Origin of the sequence: Actinoplanes sp. NPDC023714, assembly GCF_040639855.1 — a bacterium.
Lineage (GTDB): Bacteria > Actinomycetota > Actinomycetes > Mycobacteriales > Micromonosporaceae > Actinoplanes.
Genome location: NZ_JBFAAR010000007.1, coordinates 201073 through 221190, shown reverse-complemented (window position 1 = coordinate 221190; position 20118 = coordinate 201073). Strand labels below are relative to the sequence as shown.

At 71.2% G+C, this 20118-nt stretch carries 19 protein-coding genes; 8 read left to right on the top strand and 11 right to left on the bottom strand.

The window, feature by feature from the left end:
- Positions 1-3 precede the first annotated feature (3 nt).
- On the bottom strand, positions 4-1455 hold the full coding sequence (locus AB0G10_RS29040; protein ID WP_360928487.1) for a helix-turn-helix domain-containing protein: 1452 nt from the start codon (positions 1453-1455) through the stop codon (positions 4-6).
- Positions 1456-1585: 130 nt separating this feature from the next.
- Between AB0G10_RS29040 and aceA the strand changes: the two genes are divergently transcribed.
- Both aceA and aceB read left to right on the top strand, forming a co-directional pair.
- The gene (aceA, locus tag AB0G10_RS29035) at positions 1586-2872 is read left to right on the top strand and encodes an isocitrate lyase (RefSeq protein ID WP_360928484.1); all 1287 of its coding nucleotides are present in this window, start codon (positions 1586-1588) and stop codon (positions 2870-2872) included.
- A gap of 11 nt (positions 2873-2883) precedes the next feature.
- Positions 2884-4509, top strand: a complete 1626-nt coding sequence (aceB, locus tag AB0G10_RS29030) for a malate synthase A (protein WP_360928482.1) — start codon at positions 2884-2886, stop codon at positions 4507-4509.
- A gap of 111 nt (positions 4510-4620) precedes the next feature.
- Here the strand turns inward: aceB and AB0G10_RS29025 are convergent, their stop codons facing one another.
- On the bottom strand, positions 4621-5259 hold the full coding sequence (locus AB0G10_RS29025) for a 4a-hydroxytetrahydrobiopterin dehydratase (protein WP_360928480.1): 639 nt from the start codon (positions 5257-5259) through the stop codon (positions 4621-4623).
- A 494-nt stretch (positions 5260-5753) separates the two neighbouring features.
- The gene (locus AB0G10_RS29020) at positions 5754-6050 is read right to left on the bottom strand and encodes a DUF1905 domain-containing protein (protein WP_360928477.1); all 297 of its coding nucleotides are present in this window, start codon (positions 6048-6050) and stop codon (positions 5754-5756) included.
- A gap of 107 nt (positions 6051-6157) precedes the next feature.
- On the opposite strand from AB0G10_RS29020, the gene AB0G10_RS29015 reads away from it, so the two are divergent.
- Positions 6158-7543, top strand: coding sequence for a sulfatase-like hydrolase/transferase (locus AB0G10_RS29015; protein ID WP_360928474.1), 1386 nt, complete (start codon positions 6158-6160; stop codon positions 7541-7543).
- Here the strand turns inward: AB0G10_RS29015 and AB0G10_RS29010 are convergent.
- The 6 genes from AB0G10_RS29010 to AB0G10_RS28985 all read right to left on the bottom strand — a co-directional run bounded on the left by AB0G10_RS29010 (position 7518) and on the right by AB0G10_RS28985 (position 13029).
- Positions 7518-8039, bottom strand: a complete 522-nt coding sequence (locus tag AB0G10_RS29010; protein ID WP_360928472.1) for a DUF402 domain-containing protein — start codon at positions 8037-8039, stop codon at positions 7518-7520. The two genes, AB0G10_RS29015 and AB0G10_RS29010, sit on opposite strands and share 26 nt — an antisense overlap.
- On the bottom strand, positions 8036-8422 hold the full coding sequence (locus tag AB0G10_RS29005; RefSeq protein WP_360928469.1) for a RidA family protein: 387 nt from the start codon (positions 8420-8422) through the stop codon (positions 8036-8038). Before AB0G10_RS29005 ends, AB0G10_RS29010 begins: the two co-directional genes overlap by 4 nt.
- Positions 8341-9072 (bottom strand): phosphatase PAP2 family protein, encoded by a 732-nt coding sequence (locus AB0G10_RS29000; protein WP_360928466.1) that lies wholly within the window; start codon positions 9070-9072, stop codon positions 8341-8343. The genes AB0G10_RS29005 and AB0G10_RS29000 overlap by 82 nt, the downstream gene beginning before the upstream one ends.
- Before the next feature lie 11 nt (positions 9073-9083).
- Positions 9084-9755 carry a phosphatase PAP2 family protein gene (locus tag AB0G10_RS28995; protein ID WP_360928463.1) on the bottom strand — a complete coding sequence of 224 codons (672 nt, stop codon included), beginning with the start codon at positions 9753-9755 and terminating at the stop codon, positions 9084-9086.
- A 9-nt stretch (positions 9756-9764) separates the two neighbouring features.
- Entirely contained in the window at positions 9765-11504 is a 1740-nt protein-coding gene (locus AB0G10_RS28990) for a methyl-accepting chemotaxis protein (protein ID WP_360928460.1), read from the bottom strand.
- A 79-nt stretch (positions 11505-11583) separates the two neighbouring features.
- Entirely contained in the window at positions 11584-13029 is a 1446-nt protein-coding gene (locus AB0G10_RS28985; RefSeq protein ID WP_360928457.1) for an ATP-binding protein, read from the bottom strand.
- A 166-nt stretch (positions 13030-13195) separates the two neighbouring features.
- Between AB0G10_RS28985 and AB0G10_RS28980 the strand changes: the two genes are divergently transcribed.
- Positions 13196-14728 carry a M20/M25/M40 family metallo-hydrolase gene (locus AB0G10_RS28980; protein ID WP_360928454.1) on the top strand — a complete coding sequence of 511 codons (1533 nt, stop codon included), beginning with the start codon at positions 13196-13198 and terminating at the stop codon, positions 14726-14728.
- A gap of 383 nt (positions 14729-15111) precedes the next feature.
- On the opposite strand, the gene AB0G10_RS28975 is transcribed toward AB0G10_RS28980, so the two are convergent.
- Positions 15112-16077 (bottom strand): FUSC family protein, encoded by a 966-nt coding sequence (locus AB0G10_RS28975; RefSeq protein ID WP_360928451.1) that lies wholly within the window; start codon positions 16075-16077, stop codon positions 15112-15114.
- Between the two features lie 145 nt (positions 16078-16222).
- Here AB0G10_RS28975 and AB0G10_RS28970 point away from each other — a divergent pair, with 145 nt between their 5' ends.
- Positions 16223-16780, top strand: coding sequence for a hypothetical protein (locus tag AB0G10_RS28970; protein WP_360928448.1), 558 nt, complete (start codon positions 16223-16225; stop codon positions 16778-16780).
- 57 nt (positions 16781-16837) lie between these two features.
- Positions 16838-17482 (top strand): LysE family translocator, encoded by a 645-nt coding sequence (locus AB0G10_RS28965; protein WP_360928446.1) that lies wholly within the window; start codon positions 16838-16840, stop codon positions 17480-17482.
- Here AB0G10_RS28965 and AB0G10_RS28960 read toward each other — a convergent pair.
- Entirely contained in the window at positions 17442-17807 is a 366-nt protein-coding gene (locus AB0G10_RS28960; RefSeq protein WP_360928443.1) for a hypothetical protein, read from the bottom strand. The two genes, AB0G10_RS28965 and AB0G10_RS28960, sit on opposite strands and share 41 nt — an antisense overlap.
- Between AB0G10_RS28960 and AB0G10_RS28955 the strand changes: the two genes are divergently transcribed.
- Entirely contained in the window at positions 17799-18719 is a 921-nt protein-coding gene (locus AB0G10_RS28955) for an extracellular solute-binding protein (protein WP_360928440.1), read from the top strand. The two genes, AB0G10_RS28960 and AB0G10_RS28955, sit on opposite strands and share 9 nt — an antisense overlap.
- Positions 18712-20115, top strand: coding sequence for an ABC transporter permease subunit (locus tag AB0G10_RS28950; protein ID WP_360928437.1), 1404 nt, complete (start codon positions 18712-18714; stop codon positions 20113-20115). The genes AB0G10_RS28955 and AB0G10_RS28950 overlap by 8 nt, the downstream gene beginning before the upstream one ends.
- Positions 20116-20118: the final 3 nt, after the last annotated feature.

The following is a 20118-nucleotide window of genomic DNA, read 5'->3' as shown; positions in this document are numbered from 1 at the left end:
GTTCTAGGCCCGGCGCTCCAGGAAGTCATACACATCGCGGTTGTCCACGCCCGGGAAGGTGCCCGGCGGCAGCGCCGCGAGCAGGTGGGAATGCACCCGGGCGCTGGGCCAGGCATTGCCCGCCCAGCGGTCGACCAGCGCGACCGGCGGGCGGCGGCAGCAGTCCGGATCGGGGCAGTGCGAGACGGTCCGGCCGGCCACGTCGCCGCCCCGGAACCAGCGGGCGTGCTCGTAGGGCGTCCCGACGGTCACCGAGAACAGCCCGGCGCTCGTCGACTCGACGTGCACGGTGCACCAGTACGTCCCGGCCGTCGTGTCGGTGAACTGGTAGAACGACGAGTACGGGTCGTCCGCCTCGAAGACCGTCCGGGACGCCCACTTGCGGCACACCGGCTGCCCCTCGATCGCGCCGGTCACGTCGGACGGGAAGCGGACGTTATCGTTCTCGTACGCCTTGTAGACGATGCCGCTCTCGTGCACCCGCGCGAAGTGCACCGGGATGCCGAAGTGGTGGGTCGCCAGGTTGGTGAACCGGTGCGCCGCGGTCTCGTAGGAGACGCCGAACGCGTCCCGGAAGTCGTCGATCGCGAGGGCCCGGTCGGCCTTCGCCTCGGCCAGGAAGTCGGCCGCGAACTTCTCCGGCATGAGCAGCGCCGCCGCGAAGTAGTTGACCTCGACCCGCTGGCGCAGGAAGTCGCCGTAGTCGGCCGGGTCGTTGTGGCCGAGCACGAAGTGGCCGAGCGTCTGCAGCACCACGGCGCGCGGGTCGTGGCCCTTGCCGCTCGCCACCTGCGGGAGGTAGATCCGCCGGTTCTTCAGGTCGGTGACGGATCGGGTGGACGAGGGCAGGTCGTTGACGTAGTGAAGGGTGAACCCGATCTGCGCGGCGATGTCGAGGATGCCTCGCTGCGACAGGGGGCCCGTCGTGTGCCGTACGGATCGAAGGACTTTCGCGGCGGCCTGCTCGATCTCGGCGAAATAGTTGTCCCGCTTGCGCATCTCCGCGCGGAGCTGCGCGTTCGCGCGGCGGGCCACCTCCGGCGTCGCGCTCTGCTCGGTCAGCACCCGGTTGAGCTCGCGGTGCATGCCGATCAGCGACTCCAGCGCGTCGGCCGGCAACCGGCGGCCCGCCTTCACCACCGGCAGCCCGAGCGCCTGATAGGCGGGGTTCTGCTGGAAGTGGGCCAGTTCGATCTCCAGCCCGGCGCGCCTGCTCGGCGCCTCCGGGCGGAGAAGATCCTGCATGGGTACGCCGAGGGCCTGTGCGATCGCCTGCAACACCGACAGCTTCGGCTCCCGCTTCCCGTTCTCGATGAGCGAGAGCTGGGACGGCGCCCGGCCGACAGCCTCGCTGAGCTGGTCGAGCGTCATGCCCTTGGTGCGGCGCAGATGCCGGAGTCGTTGCCCGAGGGTGACGAGGTCGACGTCGGTCTGCTCGGAAGGTGAAGCGGTCACGGGTTTCACGCTAGCAGAATTTCTTCACTTCTTTCCTCGCAGGAGCCCTTCAAAGGGGCTTGTGTGATCCCCGAGAGTGAAGTTCTTCCACGAGGAAGAACGCGACAGGGCAGGAAAGGGATCTTTCGTCATGACTGAGCTGACCGGAAACCGTGGCGGTACCGCTGAGGACCTCACTCGGGAATGGGCCAGTGACCCCCGCTGGGCCGGCGTCAAGCGGGACTACACCGCGCAGGACGTCGTGCGGCTGCGGGGCACCCTCCAGGAGCGGCACACCCTCGCCGAGCGCGGCGCCGCGAAGCTGTGGGACCTCCTGCACACCGAGGACTACATCAACGCTCTCGGCTCGCTCACCGGTGGCCAGGCGACCCAGATGGTGCGCGCCGGCCTGAAGGCGATCTACCTGTCCGGCTGGCAGGTCGCCGCCGACGCGAACCTCTCCGGCCACACCTACCCGGACCAGTCGCTCTACCCGGCCAACTCGGTCCCCGCGGTGGTCCGGCGGATCAACAACGCGCTGCTCCGCGCCGACCAGATCGACACCGCGGCCGGCCGGTACGAGCGCGACTGGTTCGCCCCGATCGTCGCCGACGCGGAGGCCGGCTTCGGTGGCCCGCTCAACGCGTTCGAGCTGATGAAGGGCATGATCGCGGCGGGCGCGGCGGGCGTGCACTGGGAGGACCAGCTCGCCAGCGAGAAGAAGTGCGGCCACCTCGGCGGCAAGGTGCTGATCCCGACCCAGCAGCACGTCCGCACCCTGAACGCGGCCCGCCTCGCGGCCGACGTCGCCGGCGTCCCGACCCTGGTGATCGCCCGCACCGACGCCCTCGCGGCCGACCTGCTCACCACCGACGTGGACGAGCGCGACCAGCCGTTCCTCACCGGCGAGCGCACCTCCGAGGGCTTCTTCCGGGTGCGGCCCGGCGACGACGCGGCGATCGCCCGCGGCATCGCGTACGCCGACTACGCCGACCTGCTCTGGGTGGAGACCGGCAAGCCGGACCTCGAGTTCGCCCGCAAGTTCGCCGAGGCCGTGCACGCGAAGCACCCGGGCAAGCTGCTCGCGTACAACTGCTCGCCGTCCTTCAACTGGAAGAAGAACCTGGACGACGCCGACATCGCCCGCTTCCAGAAGGAGCTCGGCGCGATGGGCTACAAGTTCCAGTTCGTCACCCTGGCCGGCTTCCACGCGCTCAACCACTCGATGTTCGAGCTCGCCAAGGGCTACGCCGAGACCGGCATGACCGCGTACGTGAAGCTCCAGGAGGCCGAGTTCGCGGCCGAGGCCGACGGCTACACCGCGACCAAGCACCAGGCCGAGGTCGGCACCGGTTACTTCGACGCCGTCTCCACCGCTCTGAACCCGGACAGCAGCACCACCGCGCTGTCCGGATCCACCGAGGCCGAGCAGTTCTAAGGGGTTATCCGATGGGCGCCGAAGAGATCACCATCACCGGTACGGCCGAGGGCCGCTACGCAGAGATCCTGACCACCGAGGCCGTCGAGTTCATCGTGGCCCTGGACCGCGAGTTCGGCGCCCGCCGGGTGCAGCTGCTGGAGCGCCGCCGGCGCCGCCGGGCCACCCGGACCACCGACCTGGACTTCCTGGTCTCCACCCGGCACGTGCGGGACGACCCGTCCTGGCAGGTCGCGCCCGCCGCGCCGGACCTCACCGACCGGCGGGTCGAGATCACCGGCCCGCCGGAGCGCAAGATGACCATCAACGCGCTCAACTCCGGCGCTCGGGTGTGGATGGCCGACTTCGAGGACGCGACGTCTCCCACCTGGGAGAACGTGGTCCTCGGGCAGGCCAACCTGCGGGACGCGCTGGACGGGACGCTGGGTTTCACGGCGGCCGACGGCAAGGTCTACGAGGTCGGCTCCTCGGTGCCGACGATCATGGTCCGCCCGCGCGGCTGGCACCTTCCCGAGTGCCACCTGCGGATCGGCGGCCGGGCCGTCTCGGCGTCGCTCTTCGACTTCGGCCTCTACCTGTTCCACTGCGGCCAGAAGCAGATCGACCGGGGCAGCGGGCCGTACTTCTACCTGCCGAAGCTGGAGTCGCACCTGGAGGCCCGCCTCTGGAACGACGTCTTCGTCTACGCGCAGGAGTACCTCGGCATCCCGCGCGGCACGATCCGCGCGACAGTGCTGATCGAGACGATCAACGCGGCTTTCGAGATGGAAGAGATCCTGTACGAGCTGCGCGAGCACTCGGCCGGCCTGAACGCGGGCCGCTGGGACTACCTCTTCAGCATGATCAAGAACCGTCCGGACGCCGTCCTGCCGGAGCGCTCGCAGGTCACCATGACCACGCCGTTCATGCGGGCGTACACCGAACTGCTCGTCCGTACCTGCCACAAGCGCGGCGCCCACGCGATCGGCGGCATGGCCGCGGTCGTCCCGAGCCGCGACCCGGTGGCCGCGAAGCGGGCGCTCAACCAGGTCCGCCAGGACAAGCGCCGCGAGGTCGGCGACGGCTTCGACGGCTCCTGGGTCGCCCACCCGGGCCTCGTCGACACCTGCCGCGAGGTGTTCGACCAGTGGCTCGGCGACGAGCCGCACCAGATCGTGCGCAAGCGCGAGGACGTGCGGGTCACCGCTTTCGATCTTCTCGAGGTCAAGAGCGCCGACGTCACCGTCAGCGAAGTGGCACTACGCACCAACGTCAGTGTCGCCCTCCGCTACATCGCGGCCTGGCTCGGCGGCCGCGGCGCCGTCGCCCTCGGCGGCCTCATGGAGGACGCCGCCACCGCGGAGATCTGCCGGGCCCAGCTCTGGCAGTGGATCTCCTCGGGAACGCTCACCGACTACGGCGTGCCGGTCACGGCGGGCCTGGTCACCCGAATGCTCCGCGAGGAACTGGACGTTCTCAGCGAGACCGGCGCGTTGGACGAGGACGCGGCCCGGTGCTTCGGCCAGGCCCGGACGCTGCTGACCGTCCTGCTCACCGAGCGGACCTGCCCGGAGTTCCTCACCCTGCCGGCCTACCTACGGCACCTGTCCGGCGGGGTGGCGGCTCCGGTCACCGCTCAGGCTCCTGTCGCGGCCTGACGCGGTACGAGGGAGGCGGGGTGGCTCGGGCCGCCCCGCCTCTTTCCTCCTTTGAAGCCCTTTGCTCCCGCCCTTTGCTCAGGCCCGGTCCTGCCAGGCGCTTCGCGCCCCCTATGCCCGGTCCTGCCACGTGCAGAGACACACCCGGTTGCCCTCCGGATCGGCGAGCACCCAGAAGCTCGGCGCCTCCGCGTCACTCACCAGCGTCCCCCCGGCCGCGATCGCCGCGTCGATGCGCGCCCGCACCTCGGACGGATCCACCCACAGATCCGGATGCCAGCGCTGCCGCGGTTCCGCACTACCCGACCGCTGAAACCAGAGCGTAGGCAGCTTCTTATCCGGATTTTTCACCTCATCTTCGCCTTTATCACCACCGAAGATCGCGTGCCAGAACGGCAACACCTTCGCGATCTCCGGACTGTCCAGGGCGAACTCCAGCTCCACCAGTCCCGCACTCTCCAGAGCCACCCCGGCCTGCGAGGCGAGATCAGCGATCGTACGGGCCATCCGCAGGTCCCGCTCACTCACGGCGCCGACGTCGTGACTGACCAGCCGGACGTCAACCCAGGTGTACCGCAGATCCAGATCAGGGTGATGATCGGCCGCCTCGGCAGCCGCCCCGATCGCGTTCACGAGCGCCAGCCCGGTCCCGAAGTCCCCGGTCCGCAGCCGCGTCCGCAAAGCCCCGAGCAGATAAACCCACCCCTCCGGAGCCCGCTCAACGATCTCCCGTGCCGTCATTTTCGTCATGCCCCCATGCTCCCCCGCACCCCTTCCTCCCACTTCCCGCTCTCCCTCTCCCCTCGCAATCTTGTGACTTCCCGCAGAACCGCCCCCGCGCGCGATCACAAGATCGCGGAAGCCCTCCCCGCCCTCCCCAGCCCTCCCCTCGATCTTGTGACCTCGTGCAGGACCGGCCCTGCGGGAAATCACAAGATCGCGGAAGGAGCAGGGCGCGCCGCGGAAGGGCAGGGCGCGGAAGGGCAGGGCGCGGAAGGGCAGGGCACCACGGGAAGCGCACGCCGCGGGAAGCGCACCGCGGGAGGGATCTGCCGGCGCCGAGCGGCCACGATGCCGGCGCCGCAGCGCGTTGGCGGCGATCACCACCCACGGGAGGCGGCAGAAGCTCGGCCAGCGCCTCCGCACGGACCTCCCCGCGGTCGAAGTCGCCGGCCTCAGCGTCGCAGCCGGGAACGGTCACCCGCCGAGGGCGCCACCACGACCGGGAAGACCCCCGGCGAACCTCACAGGTCGAGCAACTCGACAGTCACCGCCGCCACATCGCCGGCCTCGAGGGACTCCGCCTGGCGGACCGCCCGCTTGATCGGGAGCACGAAGGCCTCCGCACCCGGGAAGATCGACGTCTTCCAGGTGGTGCCGCCCACGGTCACCCGCACCCGGAGTGAGCCGAAGCCCCGCCGGACGCCCTCGGTCAGCTCACGGATCAGCTCCGACTCGGCCTTCGGCAGGCTCACGAAAGTCCAGCTCTCGCCGCGTCTCGCATCCCAGATCCACAGCTCCCCCTCGAACTCCACCAGCACCGGGACAGCCTCCCACAGGGGTACGACAACAATCCGGGATAACCCTTTACTCCTATCGGCCAAGGGGTTAATGTCGGCAGCGCCTTCCGAGATCCACAGGAGACGATGTGACGAACCGTGGGACCACCCGCCGCGGGGTTTTCGGCGCGCTCGCCGGCGCTGCCGCAGTGACCGCCATCCCGGCGGAGGCCGGCGCCGCCCCCATCGAGACCCCGTTCAAAGCCGAAAGGGGAAGCGCCAGGCGACCGAACATCCTGTTCATCCTCGCCGACGACCTGGGCTGGGCCGACCTGAGCAGCTACGGCTCGCCGGACATCAGCACGCCGAACCTGGATCGGCTGGCCCGGGGCGGCGTGCGGTTCACCCAGGGCTACTCGGCCGGCGCGGTCTGCTCGCCGACCCGGGTGGCGCTCTACACCGGCCGCCTCCCCGGCCGCACCCCGGGCGGCCTGCCCGAGCCGATCGGCAGCGTCAACGAGCGGGACGGCATCCCGGCCACCCACCCGACGCTGGCGTCGCTGCTGAAGCGGCAGGGCTACGCGACCGCGCTGATCGGCAAGTGGCACGGCGGTTTCCTGCCGAACTTCAGCCCGCTGCGGACCGGCTGGGACTACTTCTTCGGCAACTACTCGGGCGGCGTGGACTACTACTCGAAGTACAGCCACACCGGGAAGTACGACCTGTTCGAGGGCGAGACCGCGGTCGAGAACGACGGCCGGTACTACACCGACGTCATCGCCGACAAGGCTGAGGGATATATCCGCAAAAAGCATGACGGGCCCTGGCTGCTCAACCTCAACTTCACCAGCCCGCACTGGCCCTGGGAGGCGCCGGGCGACCGGAGGATCAGCGAGGAGATCACCGCCCGGATCAAGGCGGGCGACGTCCAGGCGATCTTCCACAACGACGGCGGGTCGCTGGAGACCTACGTCAAGATGGTGGAGAACCTGGACAGGCGCATCGGCCAGGTGCTGACCGCGCTCCGGCAGACCGGCCAGGAGGAGAACACCCTGGTCGTCTTCGCGAGCGACAACGGCGGCGAGCGGTTCTCCTACAACTGGCCGCTCACCGGCAACAAGGGCAGCCTGAGCGAGGGCGGCATCCGGGTGCCGACGATCCTGCGCTGGCCGGCCCGGATCCGCGCGGGCCAGGTCAGCCACGAGCCGGTGGTCACTCACGACTGGACGGCCACGCTGCTGGAGATCGCCGGCGCCGCACCCGACCGGGCCTATCCGCTCGACGGCACCAGCCTCGCCGGCTATCTGCTGCGCGGCTCGGACGTGCCGGAGCGCGACATCTTCTGGCGGACCCGGGCCAACCGCGCCCTGCGCCGCGGCAGGTGGAAGTACCTGCGGCTCTCCACCAGCGACGCCCTCTACGACGTCGAGGCCGACCCGCGCGAGCAGGCCAACCTCGCCGCGAAGCACCCCGAGATCGTCGCCGAGCTGCGCGCCAGGTGGGAGCAGATCAACGCGGGCCTGCTGAGCTACTGAGATATGCCGAGAGCCGGGAGGCCGCCGCCGTCTCGAACGGCTCGATCCCGGCGCTGAGCCGGCCGACCAGATCGCCGGTGGTCGCGAGCGCTTTCGCGATCACCGGCTCCGGGTATCCGTAGATCACCTGATGCTCGGCGAATTCGTCCTCGTCGAGCACGCGCACCGAGCCGTCGAAGAGCCGGACCACATCGAGGTCCAGATCAACGGCAGAGACCACCCCTTCCGTGTACGAGGGAAGCGTCGTCACGTCGAGATAGACCGCCACGTCGGTATCGGCCGACGACGGGTTGAAGCTCGCGATCCAGTCCTCGGCGTAGGGCACGAGGGTCACGAAGTCGTGTGGCTGCGGGACGGGTTCCTCGTACCCTCGCTGCATGATCGTCCCGGCGCGCGCGCCGAACCAGAGACCGTGCCGATCGGAGCCGATAGGCTCCAGCGCGTAGTGCCAGTGCAGCTTGCCGCCCCACTTGGTGAACCGCATGCGGGCCGTCACGCCGGCACCGCTGCCGTCGCCTCCACCTCGATCAGCAGGCCGGGGAGGAACAGGCCGGCCACCTGGACGAGGGAGCTGGCCGGCGGCTGCAACGTGTCGACGAACTCGTCGCGGACGCGGCGCACGGCCGGCAGGTCGCCGACCCCGGTCACGAAGTAGGTCAGCTTCACGACGTCCGGCCAGCCGGCGCCGGCCGCCGCGAGCACCGCCGTCAGGTTCTGGAAGACGAGCCGGGTCTGCGCCTCCCAGCCGGCCGGAATGCTGCCGTCGGCGGCCATCGCCACCTGACCGGAAGTGATGATCAGCCGGCTGCCCGGAGCGATCCCGACGACGGGGCTGAAGCCGTTCGGCGCGGGCGGGGAAGGGAAGTCGAGCGTCGCCATGGGCCTACCCTACGGTCCAATATGGCCCGCGACATGACCACGACACAGGTGGTTCCGTTGATGAAGGCGGCGACCACGTCGCTCGGGTGGTGCATGCCGCGGTACATCCGGGAGAACGCCACCCCGATCGGCACGAGGACCAGCGCCCAGCAGAGGGCCTTGAGCCAGGTGTGCCGGGCCAGGCCGGCCAGCAGCAGCGCCAGGCCGAGGTAGAGCGCCACCGCCGCGGACGTGTGCCCGGACGGGAAACTGCTGGTCGGCGGGGACTCGTCGAGCCGCTGCACGTCCGGGCGGGGCCGGTCGATCGCCTTCGTGGTGAAGTAGAAGACGAGCGCCTGCGCGGTCACCGCGAGGCACAGGAAGACCGGCTCCTGCCAGCGGCGCAGCACCAGCCAGAGGATCGCCGCGACGGCCGCGGTGACCGCGATGATCCAGCCGGTGTTGGCGACCGCGCTGACCCATCCGGAGATCCGGGTGAGCGGTTCGAAGCGCTCCGCCTCGAACTCGCGGTTCACGCCGTCCTCGACGGTCAGCGGCCACCAGTGCGCCGCCTGGTGGGTGAGCAGGAGTCCGAGTCCGATCAGGAAGACCAGCAGGGTGCCGATCGGCAGCACGATTCTGGTGGCGGCCTGTTTGACGACAGCGAACATGGTCGCTGCGTTTACCCTTCCACGGGCTCCGGCACACCTCGGCGGGAATGGATGGCCGCCGATGCGACAGCGATCGCCGCGCCGAGGAAGAGGCCGGCCGTCACGTCGCTGAGCCAGTGCACCCCGAGGACCACCCGGGTGAGCGCGGTGACCAGCGGCAGGACGATCGCGGCGGCCCAGAGCCCGGCCGTCGCGAGCCGGCGGCCGCGCACCATCGGCGTCAGCACCAGCAGGAGGACGGCGGCGCCGAGGGCCGCGTTGAGGGCGTGCCCGGACGGGAACGCGTACCCGGAGGCCTTCGCGACCGGTTCCAGGAACTCCGGCCGGGCCCGGCTGAACAGCAGCTTCAGCACGGCCCCGAGCAGCCCGCCCGCGATCATCGTGATCGCCGCCCAGATCGCCACCGATCGGGCGTCCCGGCGCCACAGCCAGATCACCAGGGCCAGCACGGCGACCCGCCAGGCGGTCGGGCTGAGCAGGTGGGTCAGCCAGGTCATGGTGTCCACCCAGCCGGGACTGGCGAGCGCCACCTCGTGCATCCGCGCCGAGACCGACTCGTCGAGGTCGTGCAGCGGCGGCCAGCGCACCGCCACCAGCGACGCGAGCAGCACGAACGGGACGAGCAACGGGAACGCCACCCGGTTCCGGGCGGCGACCGAGATGGGAGGGGCGGAGGTCGGCATGGCGAGTGATTACCCCACACGCCGCTGCGAACCACCTGTGTGCCCGGGACCGGCCGCCAGCTCTCCGATGCCGCCGAGCGCGTCGCGGACCTGGGCCACGAGCGCGCCGATGGTCTCCTGCTGGTCGTCGGCGACCGAGCTGACCTGGCCGATCGCCACCCGGACACTCGCGATCGCCTCGGTCATCGTGGCGACCGCGCCGGAGACGTCGGTGGCGGTGCTGGTGAGCGTGCCGAGCGTCGCGGTGATCCGCTCGGCGGACTCGGCGGTGTCGTCGGCCAGCTTGCGGACCTCGTCGGCGACCACCGCGAAGCCGAGCCCGGCCGGTCCGGCGCGGGCCGCCTCGATGGTGGCGTTCAGCGCGAGCATCCGGGTCTGCCCGGCGATCGAGGCGATCAGCGCGACCAGGTCCCGGGTGGCCGGCAGGCTCACCGTGAGCGCCTCGACGGCGCGGTCGGCCTGCTCGGCGTTTCCGGCCATCCGATCGGTGGCGATCCGGGCAGCCGCCGATCCCGCGGTGATGTCGCCGACCGAGGCGCGCACCGCGTCCACACCGCGGACCGCGTCGCCGAGCCGTCCGGACACCCCGCTGATGATCTGCTCGGACTCGGCGCGCACCCGGTCGGCCGTCTCCCTCCGGTGCTGTTCCTGCTCCTGGAGACGGTCCTCGCGGTCGTGCTCCTGACGTACCCTCATCTCTTCGATCTCTGCGGACTCGCGCGCGATCTCGGCGAGCATGTCGTTGATCGCCCGGCCTACCGCGTCGATGTCCGGACCGGCGGCGGGCGGCACGCGCAGCGCCAGGTCACCGGATTTCATGATCTTTTCAACGGTACGGCGGAGCGGCCTCACCTGGACGCGGACCGCCCGCCGCTGCGCCATCGCGATCATCAGACCGGCCAGTGCCACGCTGAGCAGCACCACCCCGCCGAGGCGCAGCAGGGTGGACTGCGCCAGCCCGTGGATCGACCGCTCGTTCAGCGACTCGAGGGTCACCGCGACGCCGTCCACGCCGGTGATCGTGCAGGCCACCGCGATCTCGTCGCCGGCCGGCACGGTGCTCACGGCGATCGTCCCGAACGGGCTGTCCAGCTCGCGCAGTGGCTCGGCGCCCGCGCGCGGCGCGTCCCGCAGCGTGATCGAGTCGTCGGTCTGCCCGGCCAGTGAGCCCACCCCGGCCGCGTCCAGGGCCCGGACCAGCAGCAGCGATCCGGCGGACGCCCCGGTGCCGGAGTCCCGGTAGACCGGGAAGCTGCAGAACTCGGCCGGCTCGCCGGTCACGCTGGTGAGGCCGCAGAAGCCCTCGGCCGCGGGCGCGCCGGGCCTGATGTAGCCGCGCATGGTGGCCGGGTCGCCGAACGGCGCCGGCATCGGGGCGTAGGCGTCGCCGCGCATCACCCCGCCCACCACGATCCGGCCGGTCGCGTCGACACCGGCCGCCCCGGTGATGCCGTACTGCTCGCGCAGCACCGCCGGCGGCAGGTCGACGGCGAACTGCCGGTCGTCGCCGCGCGCGAGGTCGTCGTGCAGGCCGGTCCAGATCGAGTTCGTGACGCCGAAGTCGCGCAGGCGCTGGGCGTGCGCGCCGATCGCCACCCGCAGCTCCTCGGCCTCCTGGCCCAGCTCGCTGCGCTCCAGCTGATCGAAGGCACGGAGGGTGATCAGGTAGACCGGCACCACCAGCACCACGAGCATCAGCGCCACCAGGGTCAGCGTCGGCGGCCACTCCCCACGACGCAGTGCCGCCACCGGCCGGAACCCCACACCCTCCCCGTTCGGCAACCGCCCGGCATCACTGAGCGGCGGGTCGCCCCGGCGCCCCGGACACCTAGACGCCGCCTCGCAGGGCCCGGACCGCGTCGAGGAGATCGTGCTGGGAGATCGGGTCGGCGCCGGCGCCGCGGGCGTCCTGCATCGCCTTGGTGAGCTGGACGCGGCGCAGGATCTCCTTGATGTCGGCGCCGGTCATGCCGGTGGCGGCCACGCCGAGGGCGCCGAAGTCGAGGTCGTCGGCGAACATCCGGAAGCCCGGGGTCTCGTGCGCGGCGATCAGGGCGCGGACCATCTTGCGGAAGATCTCGGCGCGGGCCGTCTCGTCCGGTTTCGGGACGCTCACCTTGATGTCGAAGCGACCGGAACGGATCAGCGACTCGTCGACCCGGCCGGGGAAGTTGGTGGTCGCCACGACCAGGACGTTCGGGTTGGCCTCGATGAGGTCGTTCATCTCCTGCTTGAAGATGCCGGCGACCGCGTTCAGCGCCTGGCTGGCCGCGTCCCCGCCGGCGCCCGCGTAGCTGACGATCGAGTCGAACTCGTCGAACAGCATGAGGGTCGGCACGCGGTAGCGGCGGGCGTCCCGGAAGATCTGCTTGATGTTGCGCTCCGAGCCGCCGAGCCACTTGTCGAGGATCTCCGGGGTGCGGATCTCCCGGAAGTCGGCGCCGATCTCGTTGGCCAGGGCCCGGGACAGCATGGTCTTGCCGGTGCCCGGAGGCCCGTACATGAGAATGCCCTGAGGGCGACGGGCCCCCCACCGTGCCATCGCCTCCGGATGGCGGAAGGAGACCGCCACCTGGCGCAGCTCCGACACCACGTCGGCCAGCCCGCCGACCATGTCCAGCGTGACCGCCTGAGTGGTCACCGGCGTCTTCGGCAGGCTCTCCCGGCTCACCACGTAGTGCCGCCCCCGCAGCGCGTCCGGCTCGCTCACCTCCAGCACCGCCTGCAGGGTCAGCGTCACGAAGGCGCGCAGATGCTCCGGCCCGACCGTGTCGCGCGGCACCCGCGCCTCGAGCCGGGCGATCGTCCCGCCCTCCTCGTAGGTCACGCTCGCCTGGAGACCCACCGCGGCGTCGGCGAGGACTCCCGGTTCGCGTTCGGCCGCCGGGCCCGGGGGACGATCAAGACCGAGCCTCCGGTACGCCGCGGCGGCCGCCGTTCCGACGCCGTCCACGATCCTGGTCGCCACCGGGTCGCCGGCGGCTATCCGCTTCGACAACAGGAGTCCGAGCGGGTCGTTGCCGAGCACGATCCTGCGCATCTTCTCGGTCGACATCGGCTCGGCGCCGGCCGCGATGCGGGCCGTGAACACGTGGTCGGCGCCGTCCGCCGACACGGTCAGGTCGACCCGCTGCACCGGCGGCGGCCAGGTCGCCCGGCGCAGCAGCTCGACCGGGTTCACCCGGGCCGCCGCGAGCAGGGTGACGGCGTCGACGAGCTGGACGGTCGCCCCCGCGTACTCGAAGGTCTCGGTGTTGGGTCGCGCCTCGGACATGCCACCCTCCGCATCGTCTACTCCTCCCAGAGTGACACGTGCGCGCGATCCGCTTCCCGCGGACATCCAGGCGGGTTAATCTGCGCGCTGACAACCCTCGATGTCGCGGGCTCGCGCCGGACTGCTCCGGCGGCGGATCGCGACCGTCGCACGGAGGAGAGTTTCGTTGCGTAGATCGGCCATACCCGCCATCGCGACACTGCTCGTCACCCTGGCCGCGGCACCGGCGACCGCCGGAGGACACGGCCACGGCCACCATCCCGAGAGCTCCAAGCGCCTGCGCGAGGCCGTCACCGTCGGCGGTGTCCGGGACCATCTCAAGGCGTTCCAGAAGATCGCCGACCGGAACGACGACACCCGTGCCTCCGGCACACCCGGCTACGAGGCCAGCGCCGCGTACGTGAAGAAGAAGCTGCAGCGGGCCGGCTACCGGGTCACCGAGCAGAAGTTCATCTTCCCGTTCTTCGACGAGCTGGCCCCGGCCCAGCTCACCCGGGTCTCCCCGGCCGGACCGGCCTACGAGACCCACACGTTCGACTTCTCCGGCACCGGCGACGTCACCGGCCAGGTGGTCCCGGCGCTGAACAACGTGCTGCCGCCGACCCCCGAGCCGAGCTCCGCGGCGGGCTGCGCGGTCACCGACTTCACGCCGGCCTCGGCGACGGCTCCGCAGATCGCCCTGATCCAGCGGGGCGGCTGCGACTTCGCGGTCAAGGCTGCGAACGCGAGGACCGCCGGCTACGACGCGGTGATCATCTTCAATGAGGGTCAGCCGGGCCGGGACACGCTGCTCACCGGCACCCTGGGCGGCCCGTTCGACCTGCCGGTCGTCGGCCTCAGCTTCGCCGACGGCAGCGCCCTCGCCGCCGAGGCCGCCGCCGGCGTGGTGACGCTGCGCGTGGTGACCAGCACGTTCACCGACCCGAACGCGACCACCAGCAACATCATCGCGGACAGCCGGGGCGGCGACCCGAACCGCGTCCTGGTCGTCGGCGCGCACCTCGACTCGGTCACCGCCGGGCCGGGCATCAACGACAACGGCAGCGGTTCCGCCACCATCCTGGAGATCGCCGAGCAGGTCTCCGCTCTGAAGATCAAGACGAACCAGAGGCTGCGGTTCGCGTTCTGGGGCGCCGAGGAGGCCGGCCTGCTGGGCTCCGAGCACTACGTCGCCTCGCTCTCCGAGGCGCAGCTGTCCTCCATCTACGCGAACCTGAACTTCGACATGGTCGGCTCGCCGAACTACGTGCGGTTCGTCTACGACGGCGACGGCTCGGACACCGGCACCGCCGGCCCGGCCGGCTCCGGCGAGATCGAGTCGGTCTTCACCGACTACTTCGCCTCGCAGGGCCTCGCCAGCGACCCGACCGCCTTCGACGGCCGCTCCGACTACGGCCCGTTCATCGCCGTCGACATCCCGGCCGGTGGTCTCTTCAGCGGCGCCGAAGGGGTCAAGACCGAGGAGCAGGCCGCGGAGTACGGCGGCACTGCCGGTGAGCCGTACGACCCGTGCTACCACGAGGCGTGCGACGACATCAGCAACCTGAACAACCGGTCGCTGAGCGAACTCGGCGACGCGGCCGCGCACGCGGTCTACACGGTCGGCCGGCTCAAGGGCGACCTGGCGTCCCCGTCGGCCTCCGCGGCGGCCGCCGCGGCGGCGAGCAGCGGCGGATCACACAGCCACCCGTCCCGCTGACCGTTCACGCATCAAGGGGCGCTGTCATGACGACAGCGCCCCTTCCACGCCACACCCGCCCCACGTGTTGAGTTCAGGTCCACCCCACACCCCAACTCAACACACGGCACGGCACCCGCCCCACGTGTTGACTTGAGGTCCGCTCCGCACCCGAACTCAACACACCAACGCCGCACCAGCACAGCGTGTTGACTTGAGGTCCACTCCGCACCCGAACTCAACACACCAACGCCACACCGGCACAGCGTGTTGACTTGAGGTCCACTCCACACCCGAACTCAACACACCAACGCCGCACCAGCACAGCGTGTTGAATTGAGGTCCACTCCACACCCCAACTCAACACGCCGGCACGGGACCGGCGCGGGACCGGCGCGGGGACGTCAGGGGCGCGGGCTCGTCAACCGGTGCGCGGCCAGGATCACCAGGCAGGCGACGGCCCCGCCGATCACCGTCTCCAGCCCGCGGTCCCACAGCAGATCGACGGGAGGGCGCGGCGCCGCCACCTGGTTCATCAGCAGCGCCAGCGGGGTGATGAAGAGCATCGCCACCCCGTAGTTGCGGGCCACCACCAGTTCGGCCGCCACCTGCAGGACCGCCAGGATCGCCACGGCCGTGTACGGGCCGAAGCCGGGCGCCAGGATCACCGCGGCCAGCAGCAGGCCGCCGAGGGTGCCGGCGATGCGGTGGCCGGCCCGGACCAGCTGGGCGGTCCGGCCCCGGGCCGACAGCGGGGCCACGGCCGCGACCGTCGCCCAGTACGGGTGGCCGATGCCGAACCCGGTCGCCACGGTGCCGGCCACCAGGGCCGAGGCGGCGGTCGACATCGCCGCGGGCATCGTGTGCCGGAGCTTCGTCCGTACATCGAGGGGCCGGAACTCACGATCGGCGGAGGACGCGGCACGCGGCCCGCCGCCCGGAAGAGCTCGCGCGAGGGCCGGCGCGTTCGCGACGAGCAGGGAGAACGCGGCGCTCGCGGCGGCCACCGCCACCGCCGCCGGGAGGTCGGCGAGCCGGTGCGGCACCGACGCGACCGCGCCGAACGCGAAGACCAGGAAGAGCGCGCCGGGCGGATGCCATTCGGCGAGCGTGGCCAGGACGGTCCCGGCGCCGCCGATCAGGGCCGCGATCAGGACGGCCGGCCAGGTGCGCGCCTCGAGGACGCCGGTGAGCACGCCCAGCAGCACCGCGGTGACCAGCGCCGACGCGGCGCCGCACTGCATCGTGAAGCGTTCCGTGCCGGAGCGGGTGCGGCCATAGAGGGAGGTGAAGGCGCCGAACGCGGCGTACATCGACCAGTGCGGGCGGTCGATCAGCAGCACCACGAGCAGCGGGGTTGCGACGCTCACGCCGGCCCGAGAGCGGCGGGAGCATCCTTGGCGAAAAGGCGCATAACGACTCGACTCTATAAGCCGCCCATCAGAAATCCGCGAGGGACGCAATAGTCACTTCCGGGCGATGACCAGCGGACCTGGCCGGTGGCAGCATGACCCAATGTTGGTCTTGTTCGCGCACAGCGGTACCGGCTCCACCGTCGCCACGGTGCACCGCGGCGACGGGGTCGTCCTTCAACTCCCCGGCTACGACCGGAAACATCGGGTTCCCCACGATCTCGCCCACTTCGCCACCGAGCGCGCCCTCGGCCTGACCGCCGGGGTGTTCGGGGCGATCGCGGCCGGCGGGGTCTTCGCCAACATGCGGCTGGTCAGCGGGAAGCCCCGGCACGACGCCGCGCTCCGCAGCCGCCGCCTGCTGGAGGCGCACAAGCGGGCGCTCACCATGGCCGAGCTCATCGCGGGCGTGGTGCACCGCGCCGTCGAGGAGGACGAGGCCGGCCGGGCGCCGGTGCTGGTCCGGGAGGCGTGGGTGTCGTTCGACGGCACCGAGTGCCCGTGGACGGACGCCCAGGTGACCGAGGCCGTGACCACGCTGGCCGAGCTCGCCGAGGAGTGGGAGGCGCACGGCGCGGTGCGGGCCACCTGGCCGGACGACCTGGTGGCGCCGATGCCCGAGGCGCACGGGGTGAAGCGCGGCCGGCGCGGCCGCACCTGAGCCACCGGCCACGGATTGGTCGTCGCGGGCTCGCCGGAGCCGGGCGAGGCTGGAGCCGTGGTCACGATCTCCTCGGTTCTCGCCGTCTCCGCCGTCGCCCTCGGCATGGTCCTCACGCCCGGGCCGAACATGATGTACCTGATCTCCCGGAGCATCACCCAGGGGCGCCGGGCCGGCCTGGTCTCGCTGGCCGGGGTGGCGCTCGGCTTCCTGGTCTACCTCACCGCCACCAACCTCGGGCTCTCGGTGCTCTTCGTCGCGGTGCCGGAGATCTACCTGGCGGTGAAGCTGGCCGGCGCCGCCTATCTCGGGTGGCTGGCCTGGAAGACGCTGAGGCCGGGCGGCACGTCGATTTTCCAGACCCAGGGCCTCGGGTACGACGACAACCGCCGTCTCTTCACGATGGGGCTGCTCACGAACCTGCTGAACCCGAAGGCCGCGATCCTCTACCTGTCGCTGATCCCGCAGTTCGTCCGCCCGGACGAGGGCCACGTGATGATGCAGGGCTTCCTGCTCGGCGGGGTGCAGATCGCGGTCAGCATGGCGGTGAACCTGCTGATCATCCTGGCCGCCGGGTCGATCGCGGTGTTCCTGGCCGGCCGCCCGGGGTGGCTGCGCGCGCAGCGCTGGGTGATGGGCACGGTCCTCGGCGCGATGGCCGTCAAGCTCGCGACGGATCGGGCACGGCCGATCGCCGCCTGATCAGGGTTTCCAGCCCCAGCAGCAGGATCTGGGCGGCCGGCACCGCGAGCACCGTGGCCAGCATCGCCCCCTGCGGCCGCATGCCGAGGTGCAGCAGCGTCATGAGGCCGCTGATCGCGAGCAGGCTGACCCAGGCGGCCCGGTCCGACGGCGCCCGCCACAGCCGCAGCCCGCACGGCAGGCAGGCGAACGCCAGCACGGCGAGCCCGGCCAGCGCGGCCGGCGCGTGACCGGCGTGCTCCCCGGCGAGCGCCAGGTGCACGGCGATGCCGGCGGCCCCGAGCAGAGCCGCGAGGCGGCCGGGTGTCGCACCATTGTGGATCACCGGCCGAACTATGCCAGGACGAGACGCCGGTCACAACGAGGCAACGGATCCCGCCCGGCCGGCAACTGGATCATTGCACCGGTCGCCTCTGTCCCCAGCAATCGCGGCCGGACGCCAGGGCCCCGCCCTCCCCGCCAGGAGGAGCGGGGCCCTATTTCGCTCTCCACCGCCTGCTCCCCGCCCGAGGAGGAGTCCGAGGCCTCGTCGAGCAGCGCGGCGACCGCCACCAGCGCAGCCGATCTGGGTGGCCTGGACGCCCTGGTCGCCGAGGCGAAGAAGGAGGGCGCGCTCAACGTGATCGCCCTGCCGCCGGACTGGGCCGACTACGGCGAGATCATCAAGGCGTTCGGCGACGAGTACGGCATCAAGGTCAACTCGGCGCAGCCGGACGGCTCGAGCCAGGCCGAGATCAACGCGGCGACCCAGCTCAAGGGGCAGGTCCCCGCCCCGGCGAACGTGGCCGACCTGCTGAAGCCCGAGTACAAGGGCAAGGTCGCGCTCAACGGCGACCCGACCCAGGCCGGCATCGAGTCCGGCCAGACCCCGGTCGTCTTCGACCGGGACTACCTGAACGCCGCGCAGTCGAAGAACACTCCGAACTGGAAGGTCTTCCTGCCGTCCGACGCGGTGCTCGGCTCGTACTACGCCCAGGCGATCAACAAGGATGCGCCGCACCCGGCCGCGGCCCGGCTCTGGCAGGAGTTCCTCTACTCGGACGAGGGCCAGAACCTGTGGCTCCAGGGCGGCGCCCGCCCGGTCCGCGCCGACGCCATGCAGAAGGCCGGCACCATCGACGCGGCTGCCTTCGCCGCCCTGCCCGCGGTCGCCGGCACCCCGGTGATCCCGACCGAGGCGCAGAACACCACGGCGAAGGGGTACCTGACCGCGAACTGGGCCAAGGCCATTGGCTGAGATCGCTTCGGCGGCTCCGCGGCGCGTGGTCACCCGGCCACGCCTGCGGGGCGCCGCGCTGCTCGGCACGGTGCCGTTCTTCGCCTACGCCCTGGTCACGACGCGCCCGGACGGCGTGCTGCGCCGGGTGGTCACCGCCGCGGCCGGCGTGCTCGCCCAGTTCGGCGGCGTCACCCTGGCCTTCGCCTTCCTGGCGACGATCGGGCTCTCCGGCTTCCTCACCCTCTGGCTGTCGGAGCACGGCGTCGATCTGTACGCCGGGGGCGTCTGGCTGTTCGAGCTCCCCGGCCTCACGCTCGTCTACACCTACTTCCAGATCCCGCTCACGGTCATCGTCTTCCTGCCGGCCCTCGACGGCATCCGCCCGCAGTGGCGGGAGGCGGCCGAGAGCCTCGGCGGCACCACGTGGCAGTACTGGACCCGGGTGGCCGGCCCGCTGCTCGCCCCGGCGTTCCTCGGTTCGACGCTGCTGCTGTTCGCGAACGCGTTCTCCGCGTACGCGACCGCCGCGGCCCTGGTGAGCCAGGGCAGCCCGATCGTGCCGCTGCAGATCCGCGGCGCCCTGACCAGCGAGGTCGTCCTCGGCCAGGCGAACCTCGGCAAGGCCATGGCGCTCGGCATGGTGATCGTCGTGGCGGTCGTGATGACCCTCTACTCCCTGCTCCAGAGGAGGACCGCGCGATGGCTGGCCGCCATGGTGGAGTTCAGCACCCGGGACGCGACGACCTGGCCGCTGCTGGTGAACTGGCCGGAGCTGAGCAGCACGTATCCCGGCCTCGCGAACGGGATCGTGGCGTCGCTCCTGCAGGCGGCGCTCACCTCCGTACTCATGCTGGTCCTTCTCGTCCCGACCGCGATCTGGGTCCGGCTGCGGCTGCCGCGGCTGCGCCCGCTCGTCGAGTTCCTCTGCCTGCTGCCGCTCACCATCCCGGCCATCGTGCTGGTGGTGGGCCTGGCCCCGGTGTACGCGTGGGTCAACTACTTCCTCGGCGGCTCCTCGCTGACGCTGGTCTTCGCGTACACGATCCTGGTCCTGCCCTACGCCTATCGCGCGATCGACGCCGGGCTGTCCGCGATCGACGTGAAGACGCTGGCCGAGGCGGCCCGCAGCCTCGGGGCCGGCTGGACCACGGTGATCTGGCGGGTGGTGCTGCCGAACATCCGCTCGGCGGTGCTCTCCGCGGCGTTCCTCACCGTGGCGCTGGTGCTCGGCGAGTTCACCATCGCGTCCCTGCTGCACCGCACCAACCTGCGGGTCGCCATCGACTACCTGGGCAAGAGCAGCGCCACCATGTCGGTGGCCGTGTCGCTCGCGGCGCTGCTGCTGGCGTTCGTGCTGCTCATCGTCCTGTCCCTGATCGGCGACCGCCGTAGCCCCTTCGGCGACCGCCGTTAGATC

Bases quoted from the DNA above. Each gene is read 5' to 3' on its own strand.
- AB0G10_RS29025 (WP_360928480.1), bottom strand. From the start codon at position 5,259: ATGACGAAAATGACGGCACGGGAGATCGTTGAGCGGGCTCCGGAGGGG.
- aceB (WP_360928482.1), top strand. From the start codon at position 2,884: ATGGGCGCCGAAGAGATCACCATCACCGGTACGGCCGAGGGCCGCTAC.
- AB0G10_RS29005 (WP_360928469.1), bottom strand. From the start codon at position 8,422: ATGGCGACGCTCGACTTCCCTTCCCCGCCCGCGCCGAACGGCTTCAGC.
- AB0G10_RS28995 (WP_360928463.1), bottom strand. From the start codon at position 9,755: ATGCCGACCTCCGCCCCTCCCATCTCGGTCGCCGCCCGGAACCGGGTG.
- AB0G10_RS28985 (WP_360928457.1), bottom strand. From the start codon at position 13,029: ATGTCCGAGGCGCGACCCAACACCGAGACCTTCGAGTACGCGGGGGCG.
- aceA (WP_360928484.1), top strand. From the start codon at position 1,586: ATGACTGAGCTGACCGGAAACCGTGGCGGTACCGCTGAGGACCTCACT.
- AB0G10_RS29000 (WP_360928466.1), bottom strand. From the start codon at position 9,072: ATGTTCGCTGTCGTCAAACAGGCCGCCACCAGAATCGTGCTGCCGATC.
- AB0G10_RS28970 (WP_360928448.1), top strand. From the start codon at position 16,223: ATGTTGGTCTTGTTCGCGCACAGCGGTACCGGCTCCACCGTCGCCACG.